The sequence below is a fragment of the Promicromonospora sp. MS192 genome (assembly GCF_049532985.1).
Lineage (GTDB): Bacteria > Actinomycetota > Actinomycetes > Actinomycetales > Cellulomonadaceae > Promicromonospora.
Window position 1 is genome coordinate 2,447,821 of record NZ_CP186693.1, and the last position, 21,484, is coordinate 2,469,304.

At 72.9% G+C, this 21,484-nt stretch carries 24 protein-coding genes; 15 read left to right on the forward strand and 9 right to left on the reverse strand.

The genetic code is table 11. From position 1 onward, the window contains the following. Positions 1–32: 32 nt before the first annotated feature. Genes ACO229_RS11040 through ACO229_RS11065 form a run of 6 tightly spaced genes read right to left on the reverse strand, consistent with a single transcriptional unit; the run spans position 33 to position 5,981 of the window. On the reverse strand, positions 33–971 hold the full coding sequence (locus tag ACO229_RS11040) for a 1-phosphofructokinase family hexose kinase (RefSeq protein WP_423464927.1): 939 nt from the start codon (positions 969–971) through the stop codon (positions 33–35). After that, on the reverse strand, positions 968–1,936 hold the full coding sequence (locus ACO229_RS11045) for a carbohydrate kinase family protein (RefSeq protein ID WP_423464928.1): 969 nt from the start codon (positions 1,934–1,936) through the stop codon (positions 968–970). The genes ACO229_RS11040 and ACO229_RS11045 overlap by 4 nt, the downstream gene beginning before the upstream one ends. Further along, positions 1,933–2,814, reverse strand: coding sequence for a carbohydrate ABC transporter permease (locus ACO229_RS11050; RefSeq protein ID WP_397415470.1), 882 nt, complete (start codon positions 2,812–2,814; stop codon positions 1,933–1,935). Before ACO229_RS11050 ends, ACO229_RS11045 begins: the two co-directional genes overlap by 4 nt. Continuing rightward, entirely contained in the window at positions 2,811–3,728 is a 918-nt protein-coding gene (locus tag ACO229_RS11055) for a carbohydrate ABC transporter permease (RefSeq protein ID WP_423464929.1), read from the reverse strand. Before ACO229_RS11055 ends, ACO229_RS11050 begins: the two co-directional genes overlap by 4 nt. Continuing rightward, positions 3,725–5,053 (reverse strand): ABC transporter substrate-binding protein, encoded by a 1,329-nt coding sequence (locus tag ACO229_RS11060; RefSeq protein ID WP_423464930.1) that lies wholly within the window; start codon positions 5,051–5,053, stop codon positions 3,725–3,727. Before ACO229_RS11060 ends, ACO229_RS11055 begins: the two co-directional genes overlap by 4 nt. Positions 5,054–5,093: 40 nt before the next feature. Then, on the reverse strand, positions 5,094–5,981 hold the full coding sequence (locus tag ACO229_RS11065; RefSeq protein WP_423464931.1) for an SIS domain-containing protein: 888 nt from the start codon (positions 5,979–5,981) through the stop codon (positions 5,094–5,096). Between the two features lie 215 nt (positions 5,982–6,196). Here ACO229_RS11065 and ACO229_RS11070 point away from each other — a divergent pair, with 215 nt between their 5' ends. The 5 genes from ACO229_RS11070 to ACO229_RS11090 all read left to right on the forward strand — a co-directional run bounded on the left by ACO229_RS11070 (position 6,197) and on the right by ACO229_RS11090 (position 10,305). Beyond that, positions 6,197–7,291 carry an amidohydrolase family protein gene (locus ACO229_RS11070; protein WP_423464932.1) on the forward strand — a complete coding sequence of 365 codons (1,095 nt, stop codon included), beginning with the start codon at positions 6,197–6,199 and terminating at the stop codon, positions 7,289–7,291. 91 nt (positions 7,292–7,382) lie between these two features. Then, positions 7,383–7,862, forward strand: coding sequence for a hypothetical protein (locus ACO229_RS11075; RefSeq protein WP_397415459.1), 480 nt, complete (start codon positions 7,383–7,385; stop codon positions 7,860–7,862). 175 nt (positions 7,863–8,037) lie between these two features. Beyond that, positions 8,038–8,496 carry a hypothetical protein gene (locus tag ACO229_RS11080; protein WP_423464933.1) on the forward strand — a complete coding sequence of 153 codons (459 nt, stop codon included), beginning with the start codon at positions 8,038–8,040 and terminating at the stop codon, positions 8,494–8,496. A 103-nt stretch (positions 8,497–8,599) separates the two neighbouring features. After that, positions 8,600–9,625, forward strand: coding sequence for a DUF418 domain-containing protein (locus ACO229_RS11085; RefSeq protein ID WP_397433722.1), 1,026 nt, complete (start codon positions 8,600–8,602; stop codon positions 9,623–9,625). Positions 9,626–9,684: 59 nt separating this feature from the next. Further along, entirely contained in the window at positions 9,685–10,305 is a 621-nt protein-coding gene (locus ACO229_RS11090; protein ID WP_423464934.1) for a trimeric intracellular cation channel family protein, read from the forward strand. Between the two features lie 193 nt (positions 10,306–10,498). Here the strand turns inward: ACO229_RS11090 and ACO229_RS11095 are convergent, their stop codons facing one another. Next, positions 10,499–11,350 carry an HAD family hydrolase gene (locus ACO229_RS11095; RefSeq protein ID WP_423464935.1) on the reverse strand — a complete coding sequence of 284 codons (852 nt, stop codon included), beginning with the start codon at positions 11,348–11,350 and terminating at the stop codon, positions 10,499–10,501. A gap of 246 nt (positions 11,351–11,596) precedes the next feature. Here ACO229_RS11095 and ACO229_RS11100 point away from each other — a divergent pair, with 246 nt between their 5' ends. Together ACO229_RS11100 and ACO229_RS11105 are read left to right on the forward strand one after the other, a co-directional pair. Next, a complete protein-coding gene (locus ACO229_RS11100) occupies positions 11,597–12,421 on the forward strand; it encodes a PadR family transcriptional regulator (protein WP_423464936.1) in 825 nt (274 codons plus the stop codon). A 219-nt stretch (positions 12,422–12,640) separates the two neighbouring features. Then, entirely contained in the window at positions 12,641–13,369 is a 729-nt protein-coding gene (locus ACO229_RS11105) for a lytic transglycosylase domain-containing protein (RefSeq protein WP_423464937.1), read from the forward strand. A 3-nt stretch (positions 13,370–13,372) separates the two neighbouring features. Here the strand turns inward: ACO229_RS11105 and ACO229_RS11110 are convergent, their stop codons facing one another. Further along, positions 13,373–14,059, reverse strand: a complete 687-nt coding sequence (locus tag ACO229_RS11110; protein ID WP_423464938.1) for an SDR family NAD(P)-dependent oxidoreductase — start codon at positions 14,057–14,059, stop codon at positions 13,373–13,375. Positions 14,060–14,163: 104 nt separating this feature from the next. Between ACO229_RS11110 and ACO229_RS11115 the strand changes: the two genes are divergently transcribed. The 6 genes from ACO229_RS11115 (at position 14,164) to ACO229_RS11140 (ending at position 19,905) form a co-directional block, all read left to right on the forward strand. Beyond that, positions 14,164–15,003, forward strand: coding sequence for a helix-turn-helix domain-containing protein (locus tag ACO229_RS11115; protein ID WP_423464939.1), 840 nt, complete (start codon positions 14,164–14,166; stop codon positions 15,001–15,003). Between the two features lie 80 nt (positions 15,004–15,083). After that, a complete protein-coding gene (locus ACO229_RS11120) occupies positions 15,084–16,136 on the forward strand; it encodes a FecCD family ABC transporter permease (protein ID WP_423464940.1) in 1,053 nt (350 codons plus the stop codon). Further along, positions 16,133–16,948: an ABC transporter ATP-binding protein gene (locus ACO229_RS11125; protein WP_423464941.1), complete on the forward strand. Its 816-nt coding sequence runs from the start codon at positions 16,133–16,135 to the stop codon at positions 16,946–16,948. The genes ACO229_RS11120 and ACO229_RS11125 overlap by 4 nt, the downstream gene beginning before the upstream one ends. Then, on the forward strand, positions 16,945–17,952 hold the full coding sequence (locus ACO229_RS11130) for an ABC transporter substrate-binding protein (protein WP_423464942.1): 1,008 nt from the start codon (positions 16,945–16,947) through the stop codon (positions 17,950–17,952). The genes ACO229_RS11125 and ACO229_RS11130 overlap by 4 nt, the downstream gene beginning before the upstream one ends. Further along, positions 17,949–19,169, forward strand: a complete 1,221-nt coding sequence (locus tag ACO229_RS11135; protein ID WP_423464943.1) for an MFS transporter — start codon at positions 17,949–17,951, stop codon at positions 19,167–19,169. Before ACO229_RS11130 ends, ACO229_RS11135 begins: the two co-directional genes overlap by 4 nt. Before the next feature lie 34 nt (positions 19,170–19,203). Beyond that, positions 19,204–19,905 carry a lysostaphin resistance A-like protein gene (locus ACO229_RS11140; protein ID WP_423464944.1) on the forward strand — a complete coding sequence of 234 codons (702 nt, stop codon included), beginning with the start codon at positions 19,204–19,206 and terminating at the stop codon, positions 19,903–19,905. A gap of 25 nt (positions 19,906–19,930) precedes the next feature. Here the strand turns inward: ACO229_RS11140 and ACO229_RS11145 are convergent, their stop codons facing one another. Further along, positions 19,931–20,782, reverse strand: coding sequence for a LysR family transcriptional regulator (locus tag ACO229_RS11145; RefSeq protein ID WP_423464945.1), 852 nt, complete (start codon positions 20,780–20,782; stop codon positions 19,931–19,933). Between the two features lie 69 nt (positions 20,783–20,851). Here ACO229_RS11145 and ACO229_RS11150 point away from each other — a divergent pair, with 69 nt between their 5' ends. Then, positions 20,852–21,169 (forward strand): hypothetical protein, encoded by a 318-nt coding sequence (locus tag ACO229_RS11150; protein WP_423464946.1) that lies wholly within the window; start codon positions 20,852–20,854, stop codon positions 21,167–21,169. Continuing rightward, a complete protein-coding gene (locus ACO229_RS11155; RefSeq protein WP_423464947.1) occupies positions 21,166–21,432 on the forward strand; it encodes a hypothetical protein in 267 nt (88 codons plus the stop codon). Before ACO229_RS11150 ends, ACO229_RS11155 begins: the two co-directional genes overlap by 4 nt. Positions 21,433–21,484 lie beyond the last annotated feature (52 nt).

The window sequence follows — 21,484 nt, forward strand, 5'->3', positions numbered from 1 at the left end:
TCGCTCCATGACGGCTCACGGAGCGACGATCTCTACGTTCGTCGCGGGCTGCCCGGGGACGCGGTGATCTCGACCTGCGAGGTCAGGGTGCGGGTCAGGGCCGGGTCCAGGATCGCCGCGCCCGGGACCTGGGCGTTCGCCGTGCCGGCCGCCGTGGCCAGGGACAGCGCCCCGGCCAGGTCGGAGCCGCCGTCGAGCGCGACCAGCAGGCCGCCCAGGAACGAGTCGCCGCTGCCCACCGGGAAGCCGCCGGTGTGCCCGGTCAGGGTCGCGCGCAGCACCCGCTCGCCGTCGGTGCCCCAGGCCCCGGCCGCGCCGTCGGTGATCACGACCAGCCCCCCGGTGCGCTCGTGCACGGCGGCGAGCAGCTCCGGCGCCGCCTGTTCCTCGCCGCCGCCCACCAGCTCCAGCGCCTCCGCGCGGTTCACCTTCACCAGGTCGGGCCGGGCCTCGACGGCGCCGCGCAGCGCCGCACCGTGGCTGTCGACGGCGACGCGCGCCCCGGCGTCACGCAACCGGCCGACGACGTCGGCGAGCAGGCCCGCGGGCGCCGACGCCGGCAGGCCGCCCGAGACGAGCCACCAGCCCGGCCGGGAGGCCGCGAGCCGGACCGCGGCGTCCACCGCCGCGGCCGCCGCGCTCACCGAGACCGGTACGGCCCGCTCGTAGATCTCGGTGAGCCGGCCCGTGTCCTGGGCGAAGACCGACACGCAGCTCCGCGTCGGCTCCCCCGGCACCACGTGCAGGTCCACGCCGTCGGCCCGGGCGCCGGCCGCGACGTCCTGCCCCGCGCCGCCGCCGAGCACCGCCACCGCGGACACGCGCGCGCCGAGCGCGGAAGCGGCCCGGGCCGCGTTGAGCGCCTTGCCGCCCGCCACCCGGTGGGTCGAGAGCGGCCGCTGGATCCCCTCCAGCGCCTCGACCACGTAGGTGACGTCGAGCGACGGGCTGAGGGCGAGCGCGGAGATCACCGCGTCAGCTCCCGCTCCAGGTCGGCGCGCGTGGCCTGCCGCCCGGTGCCGCCGGAGCCGAGCGTGGAGAGCGACCCGGCGACGGTCGCCCAGCGCACCCGTTCCTGCTCGTTGCCCACCCCGTACGCGAGCGCCGCGAGGTACCCCGCGTCGAAGCTGTCACCCGCACCGGTGGTGTCGACCACGTCGACGGCCACGCCCGGCGCGCGCACCACGGCGCCGTCGGGCCCTACCGACCAGCCGCCGTCGGCTCCGTCCTTGACCACGACCCGCGGGCCGCGGCGGGCGAGCCGGGTGGCGAGCTCGACGTCGTCCAGGTCGGCCGGCTCCCCGAGGGCGCCCGCGATGGCGCGCAGCTCGTTGCGGTTGGGCAGCAGGAGGTCCAGGTGGCCCAGCACGTCGGCCAGCCCGGCCCACTTCTCGGCCGGGTCCCAGTTGGTGTCGAGGCTCGTGGTCCAGCCCTGCTCCCGGGCGCGGGCGAGCACACCGGGCAGCGCCGCGGCCAGCCCGGGCTGGAGAAAGTAGGACGCGACGTGCAGCAGCCCGGGCCGGCGCCCGTCGAGCACCTGCGTGAGCCGCTCCCCCGTCAGCGTCGGGATGGTCCCCGGCACGGTGAGGATGGCCCGGTCCCCCGGAGTGGACAGGATCACGGACAGCCCGGTGGGCTCGTCGGACGACGTCTCGACGGCGCCGACGTCGACCCCGCAGGCCCGCAGCGCGTCCAGCGTGAACGTGCCGAACGTGTCGGCCCCGACGCGTGCGACCAGCGACGTCGGTACGCCCAGCCGCGCGACGCCGGACGCCGCGATGCTCGCCGAGCCGCCGAGCACCAGGTCGCCCGAGTCGGCGAGCTGCTCGGCCTGGCCGAACCGGGGCACGACGTCGCCGCGCAGGACGAGGTCGACGTTCGCGTCCCCGGCCACCACGACGGGCCGCGAGGCGGGTCCAGCGGTCTGGTGGGTCATCCCTTGACTCCCGTGAAGGTCATGGTGGCGATGAACTGCTTCTGGGCGAACACGAAGAACGCGATCAGGGGCAGCGTAGCCACGACGTTGCTCGCCATGAGCAGCGACCAGTCGGTGCGGCGTGCGCCCTGGAAGTTTGTGATGCCGAGCTGCAGGGTGAACGCGCCGGGGTCGTTGATGGCGATGAGCGGCCACACGAGGTCGTTCCACGAGCTCAGCAGCGTGAAGATCGCCAGGGTGGCGAGCGCCGGCCGGGCCAGCGGCAGGATGATGCGCCAGAAGGTGGTGAAGCGCGAGCAGCCGTCGAGCTCGGCGGCCTCCTCGAGCTCCGCCGGCAGCGACAGGAAGAACTGCCGCATCAGGAAGATGCCGAACACTGACGCCAGCCACGGGACCATCGCCGCGGCGAGCGTGTCGATGAGCCCCACGCGGGCGAACATGACGTAGGTGGGCACCATCAGCAGCTGCGTGGGGATCATGATCGTGGCGACGATCAGGAGGAACCCGACCTGCCGTCCGGGGAACTTCAAGCGGGCGAACCCGTACCCGGCCAGCGAGCACAGCACGAGGTGCGACACCACGGCGACCACCGACACGAGGATCGTGTTGCCGGTCCACAGCAGCACGTCGGAGTCGCGGAACAGCTTCGCGTACCCGTCGAGGGTCAGCGACGAGGGGAAGAACCTCGGTGGGAACCGGTTGATCTCCGACTCGGGCGTCAGCGACGTGAGGAACATCTGCACGAACGGCGTGGCGAACAGCAGCGCGACCGGCACCAGGACGAGGTGCCACCAGCCGGTGCGCCGCCTGCGGCGCGGCGCGGCCTCCGGCTCCGGCTGCCCGTAGACGTCGGCCCGGGGCGAGGCGAGCAGGGTCATCCCAGTCCTCCTACGGTGCTGCGGCGCGAGTAGATCGTCACGCCGATGGTGATCGCGAGGGTCACGGCGAACAGCCCGTAGGCCACCGCCGACGCGTACCCGAACTCCAGGTCCTTGAACGCTGAGGTCCACAGGTAGTAGACGATCGTCTCGGTGGACTTCAGGGGCCCGCCCCGCGTCGTGGTGTAGACGAGGTCGAAGAGCTGGATCGACTGGATGGTCTGCCAGATCGCCACGAACACCGTCACGGGCGCGAGCTGCGGGAACGTCACGTGCCAGAACGACTGCCACCGGTTGGCACCGTCGACCCGGGCCGCCTCCGTGAGCTCGGCCGGGATGTCCTGGAGCGCGGCCAGGTAGATGACCGTGGTGAACGCGGCCTGCCCCCACAGGGACATGAGCGCGATGACCACCATCGCCTGGTGGGGGTCCTCCAGCCAGCCCTGCTGCGGCAGGCCGAGCACGCGCAGCACGTTGTTGACCAGCCCGAACTGCGGGTTGAACAGGTAGGTGGTGAGGATGCCCGTCGCCGCGGCGGACACGACGAACGGCAGGAAGATCAGCGTGCGGTACACGCCGACCAGGACGATCCGGCGGTTCAGCGCCACCGCCAGGCCGAGCCCCAGCAGCACCGAGGCCGGCACGAACAACGCCGTGTACAGCAGCGTGTGGCCGGCGGCCGCGGCGAGGTCGGCGTCGCCGGCCATCTCGCGGTAGTTGTCGAACCCGACGGGCTCGGGCGTGGAGAACCCGTTCCAGTCCTGGAGGGACAGCACGAACGCCCAGACCGCGGGGAAGATCGACAGGCCCAGCACGATGACGGTCGCCGGGGCGACGAACCCCCAGCCGGTGAGCCCCTCCCGGACCCGGCGGGCCGAGCCCGGCCGCCGGGTCTGGACGGCGGTCGCGGTCACTTGTCCGCCAGCGCGGCCGTCGCCTCGTCGGCGGCCTTCTCCAGCGCCTCGGCGGGCTCGCCCTGGCCCTGCAGCACCTGCGAGATGGCGGTGCCGATCGCCTCGGAGAGGTTCACGTAGCCGGGCACGGTGGGCCGCGGGATGGTCGCGTTGGCGCTGTTCGCGGCCATGACGTCCAGGCCGGGCATCTCCTTGACCTGCGCCGCGAACTCCGGCGAGTCGATCTCGCTCTCGCGCAGCGGCAGGTTGCCGTAGACGACGTTCCAGCGCACGTCCTGCTCCGGGTCGGTGAGCCACTTGGTGAACTCGTAGGACCAGTACTCGCGGTTGGCGTCCTGGTGGTCGAAGAGCACCCACAGGTCCGCGCCGGAGATCGTGGTGTGGTCGCCGTCGGTCCCGGGCAGGGGCACCACGCCGTAGTCCGTGCCGGCCACCTGCAGGTCGTACAGCGACCAGGGGCCGGAGGTGATCATGCCGATCTGGTCGCTGGCGAAGATCTGCCCGAACTTCGTGTCGGTCTGGTCCAGGTACACGGACTCGTCCTCGACGGCCATGTCGCGCAGCAGGGTGAGCGCCTCGACGCCGGCCTCCGAGTCGAAGGTCGCCTCCGTGCCGGACTCGTCCAGGATCTCACCGCCGTTCTGCCACAGGTGCGGCCAGAACTGCCAGGTCGTCTCCTCGGAGCCCGAGACGGAGTACCCGTACCCGTAGGTCGTGGTCTCCGGGTCGGTCAGCTCACGGGCCGCGGTGCGGAAGTCGTCCCACGTCCAGTCCTCGGTGGGGTACTCGACGCCGGCCTCGTCGAAGACGGTCTTGTTGTAGATCAGCGAGATGTTGTCCACCACGGCGGGGAACCCGATGGTCGCCTCGCCCGTCGGCTGGGCCGTCGCCCGCGCCGCGCCGGAGAACTCCTCCCAGCCGACCGCGGGGTCGGAGACCTGCTCGGTGATGTCGAGCGTGCGCTCCGACTCGGCGAGCTCGCTCGCCCACGAGCCGAACGCGTAGGAGATGTCGGGGTAGGTACCGCCGGCGAACGACGACGACAGCTTCTGCAGCAGGTCCTCGGTCGACGGCGCCCCCGAGGAGACCTCGATGGTGACGTTGGGGTGCTCCTGCTCGAACTCCTCGGCGAGCCCCGTGAGGATGGTCTGGGCCTGGTCGGCCTGACCCGTCCACCAGGTGAGGGTGACGTCGGCGTCCTTGTCGAGCGTGGTCGCGCCCTGCGTGCCCGACGAGCACGAGGTGAGCAGGGCCGTGGCCACGAGGAGGGAGGCGGCGCCCAGGGCGCCGCGTCCGCGGGTGGTTCGGAGGGGGTGACGCAGCATGATCGTCCTCGTCTCTTCTGCGTTCTGGGTGGTTGTTCTGTCAGCCGAGCACGACGGACCGCGTCAGGTGGCGCGGGGTGTCCGCGTCCAGCCCGCGCGACCGCGCGACCTCGACCGCGAGCCGCTGTGCCTGCACGAGCTGGACCAGGGGGTCGAGGTCGTCGTGCCGGACGGTCGCGCCGGTGCGCTCCACGTCCGCGGCGAGCACGGGGTCGGCGTCGCCGAAGAGGGTCACGAGGCTCCGCTGTCCCGCCACCGCCACGGGGCCGTGGCGGTAGTCCAGGGCGGGGTAGGACTCCGACCACGCCTGCGCGGCCTCGCGGATCTTGAGCGCCGCCTCCTGGGCCAGGCCGTAGGTCCACGACCGGCCGAGGAACACGAAGTGCTCGAACGCCGTCACGTCGACCGGCAGCGGGGCGTCGAGCGCGGCGCGGGCCTGCTCGACGACGGCGGTCAGGTCCTCGCCGAACCCGGTGCGCGCCAGCACGAGCACCGCGGTCGGGAAGCGCGTCTGGACCACCGACTCCTCGTCCGCGAAGTCCAGCACGAGCACCTCGTCCGCGGCCTGCGCCACGGGCGTCCCGGCCACGCCGACGACGGCGGCCGTGCGAGTGCCGGCGGGCACGCGGGCGAGCGCATCGAGCACCTCGCTCGTGGTTCCCGAGCGGCTGATCACGACCACGCGGTCGTAGGTGCGGCCCGGCGTCCACTCGGACGCGTAGGCGGCGTCGGTCTCGCCGAGCCCGGCGCGCTCGCGCAGGACCGCGAGGGACTCGGCGACGAACGCGCTGGTGCCGCAGCCGAGCACCAGGACACGCTCGCCAGGGGCGCCGAGCACCCGCGCGCCGTCGGCCGCCGCGGCGGCGGCACGGGTCCACACCTCGGGCTGGCTACGGATCTCACGCTCGGTGATGGTGCTGATGCTCACGGTGCCGCTTCCTGTCGTCGTCCCGGCACCGCCTACCGGGCGCCGTCGTCGCCCATGGTGCTCGACTGTTGCGCGGGAGTCACCAAGACTGGCGGATTCGATCATTCCGAGTGATTGAATCGCGTAACAACTCGGCAATCTGCGCACGCATGCCCGATCCTCTGGGGGCGACACGATCACGTCGAGCACTTTCCTGGGAAGCCGAGGAGGCAGTCATGAGCCACGTTCACGACCCGCTGGGGGCGGGTGGGCCCGCCGGGACCGCAGTACCGGACCTCCGGCTCGTCGACTGGGCGCCCCGCCCGCAGGTCTCCGTGCCCGTCACGCGCGTGCGCCGGGCGGCGGTCGGTGCCGTCGACGTGCACAACCACCTCGGCCGCTGGCTCACCGAGGACTGGTGCGCACCCGACGTCGCCGCGCTCCTGCGGATGATGGACGACGCCGGCATCGAGACCGTCGTCAACCTGGACGGGCTGTGGGGCGAGGAGCTGGACGCCAACCTCGACCGGTACGACCGCGCGCACCCGGGCCGGTTCGTCACGTTCTGCCAGATCGACTGGACGCTCCTGGCCCGCCCGGACGGCGAGCGCGAGATCCACGAGCAGCTCCGCGACAGCGCCGCGCGCGGCGCCCGCGGCGTCAAGGTGTGGAAGAACGTGGGCCTCACGGTCCGCGGGCCCGACGGCGAGCTCGTGCGCCCCGACGACCCGCGCGTGGCCGGCGTGCTCGCCCTGGCCGGTGAGCTCGGTCTGCCGGCCCTGGTGCACGTGGCCGACCCGAAGGCCTTCTTCGAACCGCTGGACGAGCACAACGAGCGGTTCGACGAGCTGGCCGGCCAGCCCGACTGGTCCTTCGCCGACCGGGAGCGCTACCCGTCCTTCGACCAGCTCCTGGACGCGTTCGAGCGGCTGCTGGTGGCCACGCCCGGCACCCGGTACATCGGTGCGCACGTCGGCTGCGTCGCCGAGGACCTCGACCGCGTGGAACGGCTCCTGCGCGCCGCGCCCAACCTCGTGGTGGACATCGCCGGCCGCCTCGGCGAGCTCGGCCGCCAGCCCCGGCGGTTCCGGCGCCTCGTGGAGAGCTTCCCGGACCGTGTGCTGTTCGGCACCGACGCCTTCCCGCTGTCGCCCGCAGACCTCGAGGTCCACTTCCGCTTCCTGGAGACGGACGACGAGGCCTTCGACTACGCGCCCGGCGTGGAGGTGCCGCCGCAGGGCCGCTGGCAGATCTCCGGGGCCGCGCTCCCCGCGCACCTGCTGCCCGCCCTGTACGCGAACAACGCCCGGCGCGTGCTGAACCTCGGCTGATCCGGCCACGCATCACCACCGGGCCGGTAATTGAACGGTGAACTTTCCGGCCCGGAGAGCGGTCCCCGGCATTTCTTGACAGAATGCCGATATGGCCGCACTGGAGGACCTCCTCGACGACTACATGTTCCGGTCCGAGTCCGAGACCGACCGGGACGAGAAGTTCGAGGAGCTGATGAAGGCATTCCTGCGCACGGACGCAGAGTGCACGGCCGCGTTCGACGCGGTCTGGTCGTGGGACGAATGGCCCGGCCACCAGGGACTGGGCGACGAGATCGACCTGGTCGCACGCGAGCAGGACACCGAGCGGCTCGTCGCCGTCCGGTGCAAGTTCCACGACCCGGCGCAGCCTTTGTCCCCGGCGGATGTCGCGCCATTTCTCGCGGCGTCGAACAAAGCGCCTTTCACGGCCCGCATCGTGCTCGCCACCACCGATACGTGGCACAAAGAGCTCGAGGACTCAATTCACGATGTGAAAATCCCGGTCGAGCGAATTGGGCTCACCCAGATGCTGCATTCCTCGGTCGACTGGAACCGGCTCCTGCCGGTGGCCGCGGCCGCCGCCGGCTAGCCCGGCCCCTCTTTCTCCTCCGCCAGCACCACCCGCTCGACATACCCCGGCGAAGCACCCCCCGCACATCGCTCCGCACACAGGGTGAGAACCGACGGGAATTCCATGTAAAAGCATGGAAATACCGCCCAAAAGCCCGCGAACAGGACCGGGCAATACTACGTGAAGGATCGATATGTCGCCCCGCACAGCGATTTCACCCGACTCCTCGCCCCGCCTCCCGCTCGACGGCGGCCTCGTGACGTCGGTCTGCCGCGCCTACGGCCAGGACACCGACGGCTGGGACGCCCGACCGGACGAGGAGCGGGGCGAGTACACCGCCGTCGTCGACCATCCCGCCCTGCCCGGCGCGGTGGAGACCGTCGACGTGCTCGTCTGCCGCGGCGCCGCCGTGGAGCTGGACGACCGGTGGGTGTTCTTCGACGACCTTGCTCCGGCCGCGACGTTCGTCGACTCCGGGCGCGCATCCAACCTGCCGTCGCTCGACCTCTACGAGGCCGCTGAGGTCCGGGCGCACTGCGCCGAGCACGGCCGTCCCGAGGCGGCGCTCCTCCTGGGCCGGCAGGTCTACGAACCGTCCGAGATCCGCGGGCTCGTGGCCCGGTACGCCGCGCACGTCGCGGGGCGACCCTGACGCCCCCGGCCGGGCGGCCCAGGGTTCACCCCGACCGGGCAGCGCGAAACCTGGTTCCGTGGGCGGACGACGGGCCGCCGGGCCGGGCGGTTGGATGGCGGGCATGACCATGACTGCACCGACGACAGACCCTCGGACCGGAACCCGGCAGCGGTGGCGGTTCATCGACTCGCTGCGCGGTTTCGCGGTGCTCGGCATCCTGCTGGTCAACGCCGTGGACATTGCACGCGTCGGGATGGACCGCATGCTGGAGGGCGGGTCCCGGGTGCCCGACCCGGTGCTCGACGCGCTGTACCTCACCGTCCAGACGCGCTTCGTGCCGATCTTCGTGTTCCTGTTCGGCATGAGCCTGTGGATCGTGCTCGACGGCGCCCGCGCGCGCTCGCCGCGCCCGTGGCTCGTGCTGACCCGGCGCCTGGTCGCGCTCGCGCTCATCGGCGGGCTCCTGATGCTCGTGTACCCCGGGAACGTGCTGGTCGAGTACGGCGTCGTCGGTCTGCTCGTGCTGCCCGTGGTCTGCCTCGCGCCGCGCTGGGTGGTCCTCGGCGCAGGGGCCGCGCTCACGGTCGTGGCGTACGCGTTCCTCGGCGGCGGCCTGGCCGCCACGCCGGGCCTCGTCCTGCTGGGCGCAGGTGCCGCCGCCTACGGCCTGCCCCGTGCCCTGGAGTCCGCGGGACGGACCGTCGCCGTCGTCCTCGCCGGTGCGGCCGTGCTGACGGTGCCCGCCCTGCTCTGGCAGCTCGGCATGCCCGGCGACCCGCGGTTCTCGAACGCCGGCGGCATCGCCGGCCTCGTCATGGCCGTGCTGTACACCACCGGTCTGGCCATGCTCTGGCGCACTCCCGCGCGTCGCGTGATCGCCGCCGTCTTCGAGCCGCTGGGCCGCATGGCCCTGACGAACTACGTCACCGCGGCCCTGGTGGTGGCGCTGACCACGCTCTTCGTGGACTACGGCCACATGACGAGCGTGCTGCCCGTGGTGCTGCTCGCGCTGGGCATCATCGCCGCGCAGTCCGTGCTGAGCCGGCTGTGGCTGCGCCGGTTCGTCTACGGCCCGGTCGAGTGGGTGTGGCGGGCCGCCACCTGGCTGCGCCTGCCCGCGTTTCGCCGCGACGCACGGCTTCTGTAACAGTGGAGCCGCCCGGTGCGTGCGCGCCGGGCGGCCTCCCCTGTCGAAAGGAGCTCACCGTGGCGTGGACGCATGTCGTCCCGGACCTCCTGGGCGTGTTCTTCTTCGCCGTGTCCGGCTCCCTGCTCGCGGTGCGGCGCCGGTTCGACATCGTCGGGTCGCTGCTGCTGGGCACCTGCGTCGGGCTCGGCGGCGGGATCCTGCGCGACGTGATCCTCGACGACGGCGTGCCGCGGGCCTTCGACTCGCCCGTCTATCTCGTCCCTCCCCTCGTCGCCGCGCTGGTCGTGTACTTCTTCGCGCACGTCGTGCACCGGTTCCATGACGTGCTGCTCACCTTCGACGCCGCCGGCATGGCCCTCTTCTCGGTCACCGGCACCCTCCTGGCGCTGGATGCCGGCATGAACCACGCGGCGGCGTCGATCCTCGGGGTCGTGACGGCGGTCGGGGGCGGCGTCATCCGGGACGTCGTGGCCAACGACGTGCCCCAGATCTTCCGTTCCCGCGGCCTGTACGCCATCCCCGCACTGCTCGGGGCCGGGCTCACCGCGCTCGCCTCCTGGGCCGGCTGGTTCGGCCTGGTCACGGGCTGGGTGGTCGCGGTGCTCGTGTTCGGGCTGCGCATGGTCTCGCTGCGCTACCGCTGGCAAGCACCACCGGCGGCGCGCGTTGACCTGTGAGCTCGGTCGGATGCACCGACCCAGCCGGTCAACTCGGTCGGTTGCACCGGCCCAACCGGTCAGCTCGGTCGGATGCCTCGAGATCGGTCGGCCGATGGACCGATCTCGAGGCAACCGACCGAACACGGGGCTGGAGCCGGTGCAGGCGACCGAACACACGGCCGCCCAGGGCCGGGTCAACGTTCCCGACCCGTCACCCGAGCGGCGAGCCGAGCGACTGCAGCACCGTGACGACGCCGTGCTCGTCGATCGTTCCGGTGACCTCGTCCGCCGCCTCGCGCAGGACGGCCGGAGCGTGTCCCATCGCCACACCCCGCGCCGCCCACGCCACCATCTCCAGGTCGTTGACGCCGTCGCCCACCGCCACGGTGCGGGCCGAGTCCACGCCGACCTGCTCGCGGACCCGTTCCAGCGCGGTCGCCTTGCTGAGGTCGCGCGGCGTGACGTCGATCCAGTCGGCCGCTGCCGGGACCGGCGTGACACCCAGCGAGCGCAGGGGCTCGACCAGCCGCGCCACGCCGTCGCCGCGCAGGATCACGCGGGTGGCCGGCACGTCCCACAGCTCGGCGTCGGGCACCTGCCGTTGCTCGCCGTTCACGGAGCAGGGCTCGAAGGGGCTGGTGACCCGGTACCCCCACCCGATCTCCTCCACCCCCACCTGCACCGTGGGGACGAGCTCGCGGGCCCGGCGGATCACCGGCTCCACGTCGAACGTGTGCACCGTGTCGAGCTCGTAGCCACCGGGCCGGCCGATGTCGAGGCGCGCCACGACGGCCCCGTTCGACGCGACCGCCCAGCCCGCGTGGATGCCGAGCTGACGGGCGACGGGGAGCACGCCCACCAGTGAACGGCCGGAGGCGAGCACCACGTGGTGCCCGGAGCGCCGCGCGCGGGTGACCGCCGCGACGGTCACCTCCGGCACGGTCGCGCGGGCCTTGAGCAACGTGCCGTCGATGTCGAGCGCGACCATGGCGCCGACCGCGGGCTCTGTCCCGCGGATACGGCGTGCGGCTGCCTGAGCGTCGTCGGTCGTGGGCGATGTCACCGTACCTGTCGTATCCGTCATGCCCCTCAGACGCGCGGCATGCGGGGATGTCACAGCACTTTCACCACGACTTTCGGACAGGGACGAAATCTTCAGGACCCAGGGGTTGCGTAACGATATATCTTTGATCTATCTTTGAGGACGTCGGTCGAGCACGTCGCTCCCGACCGGCGGGACGCCGGGACGCCGCAGTGCGCACACAGCGCACCGCCCCACCCCGCCGCGACAGCATCAAGGAGACCTCTCATGCGTACCCACGACGACACCACCCAGAACCCCGGTCGACGGGGCGGCCGCGGCCGCTTCGGCCTCGACATCCCCGTCTTCGTCCCGGGCCTGCGCCCCGCGCTCGTGACCGCCTACGGTCCCGGGCTGCCGGACGACCGGGACGGCTTCGGCCGACCCGACCGTCCCGGGCGGCGCGAGGGCCGGCGTGACGGCCGCCGCCGCGAGGACCGCGGCTGGTTCACCCGCGGCGACGACCGCGGCGACTTCGGCCCGCGCGAGGGTCGCGGCGACTTCGGCCCGCGCGGCGGTCACGGCGGCTTCGGCCCGCACGGCGGCTTCGGGCCCCACGGCCCGCGCGGCCCCCGTGGTCCCCGCCGCGCCGGGCGCGGCGAGATCCGCGCCGCGATCCTGCTGCTCCTGGCCGAGCAGCCCATGCACGGCTACCAGATCATCCGCGAGCTGGCCGAGCGGACCGACGGCCGCTGGCGCCCGAGCGCCGGAGCGGTCTACCCCGCGCTCTCCCTGCTCGCGGACGAGGGCCTCGTGCTCCTCACCGAGGACGGCGGCCGCAAGCTCGCCACGCTGACCGACGAGGGCACCGCCTACGTCGAGCAGCACAAGGACGAGCTCGGCACGCCGTGGGAACAGGTCGGCCGGGGCCACGGCCGCGAGCTGCGGCACGAGCTGCGCGCTCTGGCCGACGCGGTCGAGCAGGTGGCCCGCACGGGCTCGCCCGAGCAGGTCGCGTCCGTCACGGCGCTGCTCGACAAGGCCCGCCGCGAGGTCTACCTGACCCTCGCGGGCCAGGCGCCGGCGTCGGACCAGCCCCCGGCCACCGACTGATCAACCACCCCGATCCATCACCGAACGCGCCCGGGCGGCGCCGTGGACCACCACGGCGGCGCCCGGGCGCGTTCGCGGATATTTCCGGGAGGTCTTGTCGGCGTCCGCCCGACGGCGTCCGGTCGGGCCCGCGCCCGACCGTAGTCTCTGCACCAGGACGGCGTGCACCGACGGGGGCCGGTGGCTCGTCCGACGCCATCCCTCGACCTCGGAGTGACCGTGACAGCAACATCCCGGGCCGCCGCCCTCACGACAGTGCTTCTCCTCGCGGGCTGCGGCGTCGGCGAACGAGGCTGGCCGTCCCCGCTGGAGCTCGACTACCCGCCCGCCCCGCAGCAGCTCCTGCCGGAGGCCGGCCCGGCCGCCGGGAGCGCCGACGAAACACCGCTGGCCGACCTGACCGACCCGGGCTGGCTGCGCGAGACGGCCGAGCGCACCGGGATCCCGCGGCGCGCGCTGGCCGCCTACGCCGGCGCGTCGCTCCGGCTGGCACGGATCGACCCGGAGTGCGGCCTCGGGTGGAACACCCTGGCGGGGATCGGCGCCGTGGAGTCGGTGCACGGCAGCTATCTCGGGGCACGCGCCGACGCCGACGGCACGGTACGCCCGCCCATCATCGGCATCCCGCTGGACGGCAGCGAGGGTGTCATGGAGATCCTCGACACCGACCAGGGAGAGCTCGACGGCGACGCCGAGTGGGACCGCGCCGTCGGCCCGATGCAGTTCATCCCCACCACGTGGGACGAGCACGCGCAGGACGGGAACCTCGACGGGCGGGCGGACCCGCACCAGATCGACGACGCCGCGCTGACCGCCGCCGCCTACCTCTGCGACAGGGGCGGCGACGTCACCACCGACGACGGGTGGACGGACGCGCTGGCGGCCTACAACCGCTCGGTGTCGTACGCCCACGACGTGGCCGGGCTCGCCGAGGAGTACGGCAGCTGAGCGCTACCAGGGCAGCTCCCCGTTCTCGTCCTGGAACGTGCCGGTCGGTCCGTCCGGGCCGAGCGTCGCCCAGCGCACGACGAACCGCGCGGTCTCCTCGGGCGACCGGCCGATCCCGTAGGCGGCGGTCATGTCGGTGGCGGTGGTGCCGGGTTCCAGCGCGTTGAACCGGATGCCGGGCTCGGCCTGCGCGTAGCGGACCGTCAGCATGGTGGCGGCCGCCTTCGACGCCGAGTAGAGCAGCACGGGCAGGTGGTGCTCGGGGCGGTCGGGGTTGGTCACGGCCCAGAACGACCCCGCGCTGCTCGAGACGGTGACCACGTTCGCGCCGGCGGACCGTCGGAGCAGGGGCAGCGCCGCCTCGGTGACACGCACGATGCCCACGGCGTTGGTATCGAAGACGCGCAGCGCGGTGGGCCCGTCGACGTCGCCGTCGCCCAGCAGACCGGCGTTGTGCACCAGGACGTCGAGCCGGCCCTCGGCGGCGTCGATCGTCGCGAGCGCCGCGCGCACCGAGGCGTCGTCGGTGACGTCGAGCTGCACGAACCGCGCGCCGAGCGCGGCCGCGGCCCGTTCGCCCCGCTCCGCGTACCGCGCACCGACGTACACGTCGTGCCCCAGCTCCACGAGCTGCTTCGCCGTCTCGAACCCGATGCCCTTGTTGGCCCCGGTGATCAGTGTGACGGTCATACGTCTGCCTCCCTGGCTCGCTTCGAAATACCCGGTCCTGAGGGACCGTTGAGGACGCTATGCAGCGCAGGCAGACCGAGACAGAGCCCCGCCCGGACCAGGGTGTGACAGGACCCCCTCTCGCGGTGGCCCCGGCGCGGGGGCGGGCCGGCACGAACGCGCTCGGCAGCTACCTGCGGGCCCGGCGCGAGCAGGTGACCCCGCGGGAGGCGGGCCTCCCCGACGGCGGGGTGCGGCGGGTGCCGGGGCTGCGCCGCGAGGAGGTGGCGTTGCTCGCCGGCATCAGCGCCGACTACTACCTGCGGCTGGAGCGGGGCCGCGACCGCAACCCGTCGCCGCAGGTGCTCGACGCCCTCGCCCGCGTGCTGCGGCTCGACGAGGCCCACACGGCATACCTGCGGACCCTGGTGGAGGACGCTCCGCGGGCCGCCCGGCCCCGTGCCGGGACGCCTCCGGCCGGTGCGCTGAAGCTCCTGGCCACCTTGCCCCAGCCCGCGTTCATCGAGGACCGGTACTTCGACGTCCTGGCGTCGAACGACCTGGCCCGGGCGCTGTCACCGCGGCTCGCCGCGGGCGGCAACCAGCTCCGGGACCTGTTCCTCGACCCGGCCGAGCAGGCCCTGTTCCCGGACTGGCGGGACTACACGGAGTGCCTCGTGGCCAACCTGCGGCAGTCCGTGGGCAACGACCTCGACGATCCCCGGCTCGCCGCGCTCGTGGACGAGCTGTCGCAGGCCAGCCCGCTGTTCCGCCGGCTCTGGGCGCGCCACGAGGTGCGCGGTCAGTGGGGTTCGCCGGTCCGGCTCGCCCACCCGCGCGCGGGCGACCTGGTGCTCAACCGCGAGCGGTTCGACATCAACGGCGCGGACGGTCAGATGCTCGTCGTGCTCCACCCGGACGCAGGGTCGGCCGACGCCGAGAGGCTCGCCATTCTGGGCAATTGATAATCATTCCCGACAACCGGGTACAGTGAGGCCCGCGTGAGAACGATTCTCACGACGCTGCCCCCTGTCCGGAGGTCTCGATGCCCCCCGCCCGGAGCCACCTCCGGCACCTCGCCCTGACCACCGGGCTGTGCGTCCTGCTCGTCGTCTCGGCGCTGCTCGCCGTGGGTCTCGGGTCCGCCGTCATCCCCCCGTCCGACACGGTGCGGTACCTCGGCGCTGCCCTGACCGGCGGCACCATCTCGGCCGACGAGGTCACCCGGTACCAGATCGTCTGGCAGATCCGGACCCCGCGGGTGCTGCTCGCCGCCCTGGTCGGGGCCGGGCTCGGGACCGTCGGCGTGGCCGTGCAGTCCCTGGTCCGCAACGCGCTGGCCGACCCGTTCGTGCTCGGCATCTCCTCGGGCGGCGCGGTCGGCGCGGTAGCGGTGTCGACGACGGGCGCGCTGACCGGCTTCGGCATCTACGCCACGTCCGCCGGGGCGTTCGCGGGTGCGATGGCGGCCACGGTCCTCGTCTTCGCGGTCGCGTACGCCCGGACGGGCACCACCCCGCTGCGCCTCGTGCTGACCGGTGTCGCCCTGTCGTTCGGCTTCCAGGCGGTCACCAGCGTGCTCATCTACCTGGTGCCGGGCAACGAGGCCACCAGCACGCTGCTGTTCTGGTCCATGGGCTCGTTCGGCGCCGCCACGTGGGGCGCCCTGCCGGCGGTCGCCGTCGCGGTCCTCGCCGGCACCGTCGCGCTGCACCGCTTCTCCCGCACGCTGGACGCGATGAGCCTCGGCGACGAGGCCGCCACCGCGATGGGCATCGACCCGGCCCGCCACCGGCACGTGCTCTTCGCGGTCACCGCGGTGATGACGGGCGCGATGGTGGCGGTGAGCGGGGCCATCGGGTTCGCCGGGCTCGTCGTGCCCCACGTGACCCGCATGCTCGTCGGTGCCCGGCACGCCCGCGTGCTCGTCGTCGCCCCACTGGCCGGGGCCACTCTCATGGTGTGGGTCGACCTGCTGGCCCGCACGGTCGCCGCACCCCGCGAGCTGCCGATCGGCGTGCTCACCGCGCTGCTCGGGGTGCCGGTGTTCCTGGTGCTCATGCGCCGGCGCCAGTACGTGTTCGGGGGTGCGGCATGAGCGACCTGCGGCTCGACGGCCTGTCCGCGACGCTCGCCGGCGTCGAGATCGTGCACGCCCTCGACCTCCACGTGGGTTCGGGTCAGGTGTTCGGCCTGGTCGGCCCCAACGGGTCCGGCAAGTCCACGGCACTGCGCTGCGTCTACCGCGCGCTGCGTCCCTCCGCCGGCGTGGTGCGGGTCGACGGCGACGACGTCGCCCGCCTGACCCCGCGCGCGTCCGCGCAGCGCGTCGCGGCGCTCACCCAGGACGGCTCGGCGGACCTGGACCTCACCGTCGCCGACGTCGTCGCGCTGGGCCGCGTGCCGTACCAGCGGGGCAACCGACGGCTCACCGCGCGGGAAGAGGAGCTGTGCCGCTCGGCGATGGAGCGGACCGACGTGGCGCACCTGGCCGGGCGCGGCATCCTGAGCCTGTCCGGTGGTGAGCGGCAGCGCGTGCTGCTCGCCCGCGCGCTCGTGCAGGAGCCCGACGTGCTGGTGCTGGACGAACCCACCAACCACCTGGACCTGCGCCACCAGATCGACCTGCTGGGTCACCTGCGCGACACCGATCTCACCGTCGTGGTGGTGCTGCACGACCTGAACCTGGCCGCCGCCGCGTGCGACCGGCTCGGGCTGCTCGCCGGCGGCCGGCTGGTCGCCGCCGGCACCCCGGCGCAGGTGCTGACCGGCGAGCGCATCGCCCAGGTCTACGGCGTGGAGGTCACCGTCACCGCGCACCCGCTGACCGGCGACCCGCAGGTCCTGTACTCCCTCGGGCCCTCCCCCGCCCGAACCGTCGATCCCGCCCTGGAAGGAAACCACCGATGAGGATCCCCGCCCCGGCCCGCCGACTGGCCCCGCTGCCGGCCCTGGCCGCCGTCGCGCTCCTGGCCGCCTGCGGCGCCCAGGTCGAGCAGTCCGCCGACGCCGGACCGTCCACCACCGTGCAGCGCTGCGGCGAGCCGGTCGAGTACACGGTGCCCCAGCGCGTCGTCGCCTACGAGGGCGGCAGCGCGGACAAGCTGTTCGCGCTCGGCCTCACCGACCATGTGCTCGGCTACGTCATGCCGCCCGCCAACCCGCCGGTGAGCGAGTCGCCGTGGGCCGCCGAGTACGAGCAGGTCGAGCTCCTGTCGCAGGACCTGCTCAACCGCGAGCTCGTGGTGGACGCCGAGGCCGACCTCGTGGTGGCCGGCTGGGGCTCCGGGTTCTCCGACGAGCGGGGCATCACCCCGGAGATCCTCGACGGGCTGGGCATCCAGAGCTTCATGCACGCGGAGTCCTGCTACGGCTACCCGGGGTTCCCGGAGCGGCACACGCCGTTCGAGGGCCTGTACACGGACCTGGAACGGCTGGGGCAGATCTTCGGCGTCGAGGAGCGCGCCACCGACCTCGTGGCCGACTACCGCGCACGCGTCGCCGCCGTCGAGGAGCAGGCGCCCGCGGGCGACCCCGTGCCGGTGTTCCTCTACGACTCCGGCACCGACAAGCCGTTCACCGCGGGCGCCCAGGTACCGCCGAACGACATCATCCGGGCCGCGGGCGGCGAGAACGTCTTCGGCGGCCTCGACGAGCGCTGGACCGAGGTCACCTGGGAGGCGGTGGTGGAGTCACAGCCCGAGGTCGTCGTCATCCTGGACTACGGCGACCAGCCCGCGCAGGACAAGATCCGGTTCCTGCAGGAGAACCCCGTCACGGCCGACCTGCCCGCCGTGCGCGACGACGCCTTCTTCGTGCTCGACTACAACGAGGGCATCTCCGGGCCCCGGAACATCGACGGCGTGGAGAAGTTCGGCGCCTACCTGCGCGAGCACGCGGCGCAGAACCCGTGACGGCCCCGGCCGCCTCCCGCCCGCCGGCGCGCCGCCCCACGCCGGACCACCGGATCGTCCGCGCGATCTGGCCGGCGATGCTGGCCGGGACGGTGAGCCTGCTCCCGTTCACCGTCTACTCCACCTTCCTGGTGCCGATCTCCGAGACGGTCCGGGCCGACGCCGCGGCCGTGGGCGCCCTGCGCGGGCTGGGTGGTGTCGCGGCCCTGCTCACCGGAGTGGCTATCGCGCCGCTGCTGGGCCGCTGGCCACGCCACCGCGCGGTAGCCGGCGCGCTCACCCTGCTGGCCCTGTGCTGCCTGACCGCCACCACGGGCAGCTACGCGGCACTGGTCGCGTTCTGCCTCGGCAGCGGCGTCGCGACCGCCGTCCTGACGCCGGCTCTGCTCGCCCTGGCCACGTCCCGGTTCACCGACCCCGCCGACGGCGGCCGCGCCGCGACGCTCGTCAGCACGTCGACCACCCTGGCGGCGGTGCTGGCCGGCCCCGTGGTCGGCGGGCTGGCGGCCTGGCGCGGCTGGGCGGGCGCGCTGTGGGTCACGGCGGCACTGGCGGTGCTGACCGGACTGGCCTTCCTGCGGTCCGCCGACCCAGGCGCGGAGCAGGCCGCCGCACCCGGCTACCGCGAGTCGCTGCGGCGCCTGCGGTCGCGGCCGGACCTGCTGGCCGTCGTCGCCGTCGCGGGGCTGCGGACCACCTCGTTCATGGGTTACCTCTCCTTTCTCGCGGTGACCTACCACGACCGCTTCGGCACCGACGCGGGTACGTTCACCCTGGTCTGGACGCTCAGCGGGGCGTCGTTCGTGGTGGGCGGCTACCTCGCGGGACGCTGGGCCCGGGACGACGGCGCAGCCGGCCCCGCCCGGCCCCGGCTGCTGCTGCTCGTCGGCCTCGGCGGAGGTCTCGTGGCGGTCCTGACGGTCTTCCTGGTGCCGTGGCTGCCGGGCGCCCTGGCGGCGACGACCGTGATGGGGTTCGGCCACGCCGTCGTGGGCGCCACGGCCACGAGCCTGATCGCCCAGCGGGCCGGACGGCTCACGCCGGCCACGTTCGGCCTGCAGGCCGCGGGGATGAGTCTCGGCGTCTTCGCGGGGGCGGCGCTCGGCGGCGCGGGGCTCGCGGTGGCCGGGAGCCCCGGGCTCGCGGTCGCGCTGGCCGTGCCGACGGCGCTGGCGGTGCTTCTCGTCCGTTCCGCCACGCGGACGAGGATCGCTTGACCCTGTTCCTGGCACACGGTTTCTACTGGGCCGCATGGAATCCATGACGGAGACGAACGTGCGGAGCAGCCGGCCCGGCTGGCTCGAGATCGTGGTCGGCATCGTGGCGATGGCGGCGGTCGGTTTCGGGCTCCCCATGCTGCTCGGCGACTGGTTCGACCTGAACAGCGCCGCGGGCGGCGCCTTCCTGGCGTGCCTGTCGGGAATCGCGGGCCTGGCCGGGTTCGCGGTGGCCGCCGCGCCGCGACGCCTGTCCTGGAGCGCGTTCGGCGTGCGCCCGACGTCCGCCCGCTGGCTGTGGCTCGGAGCGGCGGGCGGGGTCGTCGCCCTGCTCGCCAAGGGGCTGCTGGTACCTCTGTTCACATGGCTGGTCGACGTGCCGACCGACACCCAGTCCGGCTACGCCGCCGGGGCCAGCAGCGGAATCTGGCTCCTGGTGGTGACCGCGATCGGCCTGGTGGTGCTCACGCCGATCGGTGAGGAGTTCCTCTTCCGCGGCGTCGTCACCACAGGCCTGCTCCGGTACGGGCCCGTCATCGCGACGGTCGGCAGCGCCGTGATCTTCGCGCTGCTGCACGGCATCAACGTCGTCCTGCCCGCGGCGCTCGTCGTCGGGATCATCACCGCCGAGCTCCGCCGTCGCAGCGGCTCGGTGTGGCCGGGCGTCGTGGTGCACGCGCTCAACAACTCGATCACGGTGATCGCGTATGCGGTGGCCCCGGAGATCGCGGGCTGAAGACTGGTCCGGCGGGGGCCTCCGCTCACGGGGTCGCAGGTGGCCGCCCGATGCTTCTCGCGGCCTCCATGAGGGCACGAACGGCCTCGCGACGGTCCCCCGGCCTCGTTCCGATGACGATCGAGCTCGGTCCTGCGTCGGGGACCGGGACGCAGGCCGTGCCCTGGGGAACCAGCGTCACGAGCGACCGAGGGAGAACCGCGACCGCGCGGCCGAGCCGCACCAGCGGGACCAGCTCCGCGACGTCCGCGATCTCAGGGCCGTGCGCGCGTTGGCCGGGCTGCCCACGCCAGCGCGGGAAGGTCTCGCCCTCCAGGTCCGCACGGCTGATGCTCGACGACGCCGCCAGCGGATGGTCGGCCGGGAGCACCGCCACACGGCCCTCGACGTGGAGCTCGATGGTCGTGAGGCCGAGGGTGTCCTCGAAAGGTGCGTACAGCAGTGCGGCATCCACGATCCCGTCGCGCACGAGTGCCGCCCGCTCCGGTCCGGGATGGAACATGACGTCGACCTGCCGCGCCTTCGGGTAGTCGGCGTAGGCCCCGAGCAGGACGGAGAGCAGGCCCGCATCGCCGCCGGGCTTGAGCGCCAGGCGCAGCGGGCTGGACTCCTCTGCCTGTCGCGCGGCACGAGCGGCGGCCGCGACGGCGTTCAGCGCGGGCCGACCATGATCGAGCAGCGCCTCTCCCGCCGCGGTGAGCGCGACGCTCCTGCTGGTGCGGGCGAAGAGCTGAACGCCGAGGCGTTCCTCCACGCGCCGAACGGCCTTCGACAAGGCCGGCTGGGCGATGCGGAGCCGCTCGGCGGCGCGGCCGAAGTGGAGCTCCTCGGCAACGGCGACGAAGTACCTGAGCTCGCGCACCTCCAAGAGATCCATTCCTTGACGTTATCAGTTGGATCCATCAGGTATTGGACGGCGCTGCCTCTCGATGGCTTCACTGGACGCATGATCACACACACCATGCTCGTATCCTTCGACGACCCGATCTCCGACATCGACCTGGATCAGTTCCTCGGAGATATCGAGATCTCGATGCGAGACACGGGCGCGGTCCGCAGCTTCTCCGCACACCGGCACGTTCCGGTCGCGGGCGAGGATGCGATCCCGGCGTTCGTGGCGACCGCGGTCCTGCACTTCGGCGTCGACGACCGGGACGGGCTCGCGGCACTGTTCGCCGCACCGGGCGCCGTCGACGTCATCCATACGTGGAAGACGAGCCACCCGTATCGCGTGGCATGGGTGAACTACGAGGCGGGAAAGTGACGACGACTGCGGATCGCGGGCGCGAACCGTCCCTGCCCGGCCGGGCGGCGCAGCCTCAGCGCTACAAGATGGCAGTGATCAACTGGCTCGCGGCCTATCCGCTGATCACGCTCCTCCTGTCGGTCGGCGCCCCGCTGATCCAGCGTGTCCCGATTTTCGTGACGACGCTGGTGCTCTCCGTCACGCTGGTATGCCTGATGACCTTCGTGGTCATGCCGATGATGACGAGACTCTTCGCCGGATGGCTCCGCGGAACTAGGTGACGGCTGTGTCGTCGTCGGGCCCTCGTGAATCAGTGTCCGACGACACGCACCC

Bases quoted from the DNA above. Each gene is read 5' to 3' on its own strand.
- ACO229_RS11120 (WP_423464940.1), top strand. From the start codon at position 15,084: ATGCCCCCCGCCCGGAGCCACCTCCGGCACCTCGCCCTGACCACCGGG.
- ACO229_RS11085 (WP_397433722.1), top strand. From the start codon at position 8,600: ATGACCATGACTGCACCGACGACAGACCCTCGGACCGGAACCCGGCAG.
- ACO229_RS11080 (WP_423464933.1), top strand. From the start codon at position 8,038: ATGTCGCCCCGCACAGCGATTTCACCCGACTCCTCGCCCCGCCTCCCG.
- ACO229_RS11060 (WP_423464930.1), bottom strand. From the start codon at position 5,053: ATGCTGCGTCACCCCCTCCGAACCACCCGCGGACGCGGCGCCCTGGGC.
- ACO229_RS11050 (WP_397415470.1), bottom strand. From the start codon at position 2,814: ATGACCCTGCTCGCCTCGCCCCGGGCCGACGTCTACGGGCAGCCGGAG.
- ACO229_RS11075 (WP_397415459.1), top strand. From the start codon at position 7,383: ATGGCCGCACTGGAGGACCTCCTCGACGACTACATGTTCCGGTCCGAG.
- ACO229_RS11070 (WP_423464932.1), top strand. From the start codon at position 6,197: ATGAGCCACGTTCACGACCCGCTGGGGGCGGGTGGGCCCGCCGGGACC.
- ACO229_RS11045 (WP_423464928.1), bottom strand. From the start codon at position 1,936: ATGACCCACCAGACCGCTGGACCCGCCTCGCGGCCCGTCGTGGTGGCC.
- ACO229_RS11150 (WP_423464946.1), top strand. From the start codon at position 20,852: ATGATCACACACACCATGCTCGTATCCTTCGACGACCCGATCTCCGAC.
- ACO229_RS11110 (WP_423464938.1), bottom strand. From the start codon at position 14,059: ATGACCGTCACACTGATCACCGGGGCCAACAAGGGCATCGGGTTCGAG.
- ACO229_RS11140 (WP_423464944.1), top strand. From the start codon at position 19,204: ATGGAATCCATGACGGAGACGAACGTGCGGAGCAGCCGGCCCGGCTGG.
- ACO229_RS11125 (WP_423464941.1), top strand. From the start codon at position 16,133: ATGAGCGACCTGCGGCTCGACGGCCTGTCCGCGACGCTCGCCGGCGTC.
- ACO229_RS11145 (WP_423464945.1), bottom strand. From the start codon at position 20,782: ATGGATCTCTTGGAGGTGCGCGAGCTCAGGTACTTCGTCGCCGTTGCC.
- ACO229_RS11130 (WP_423464942.1), top strand. From the start codon at position 16,945: ATGAGGATCCCCGCCCCGGCCCGCCGACTGGCCCCGCTGCCGGCCCTG.
- ACO229_RS11100 (WP_423464936.1), top strand. From the start codon at position 11,597: ATGCGTACCCACGACGACACCACCCAGAACCCCGGTCGACGGGGCGGC.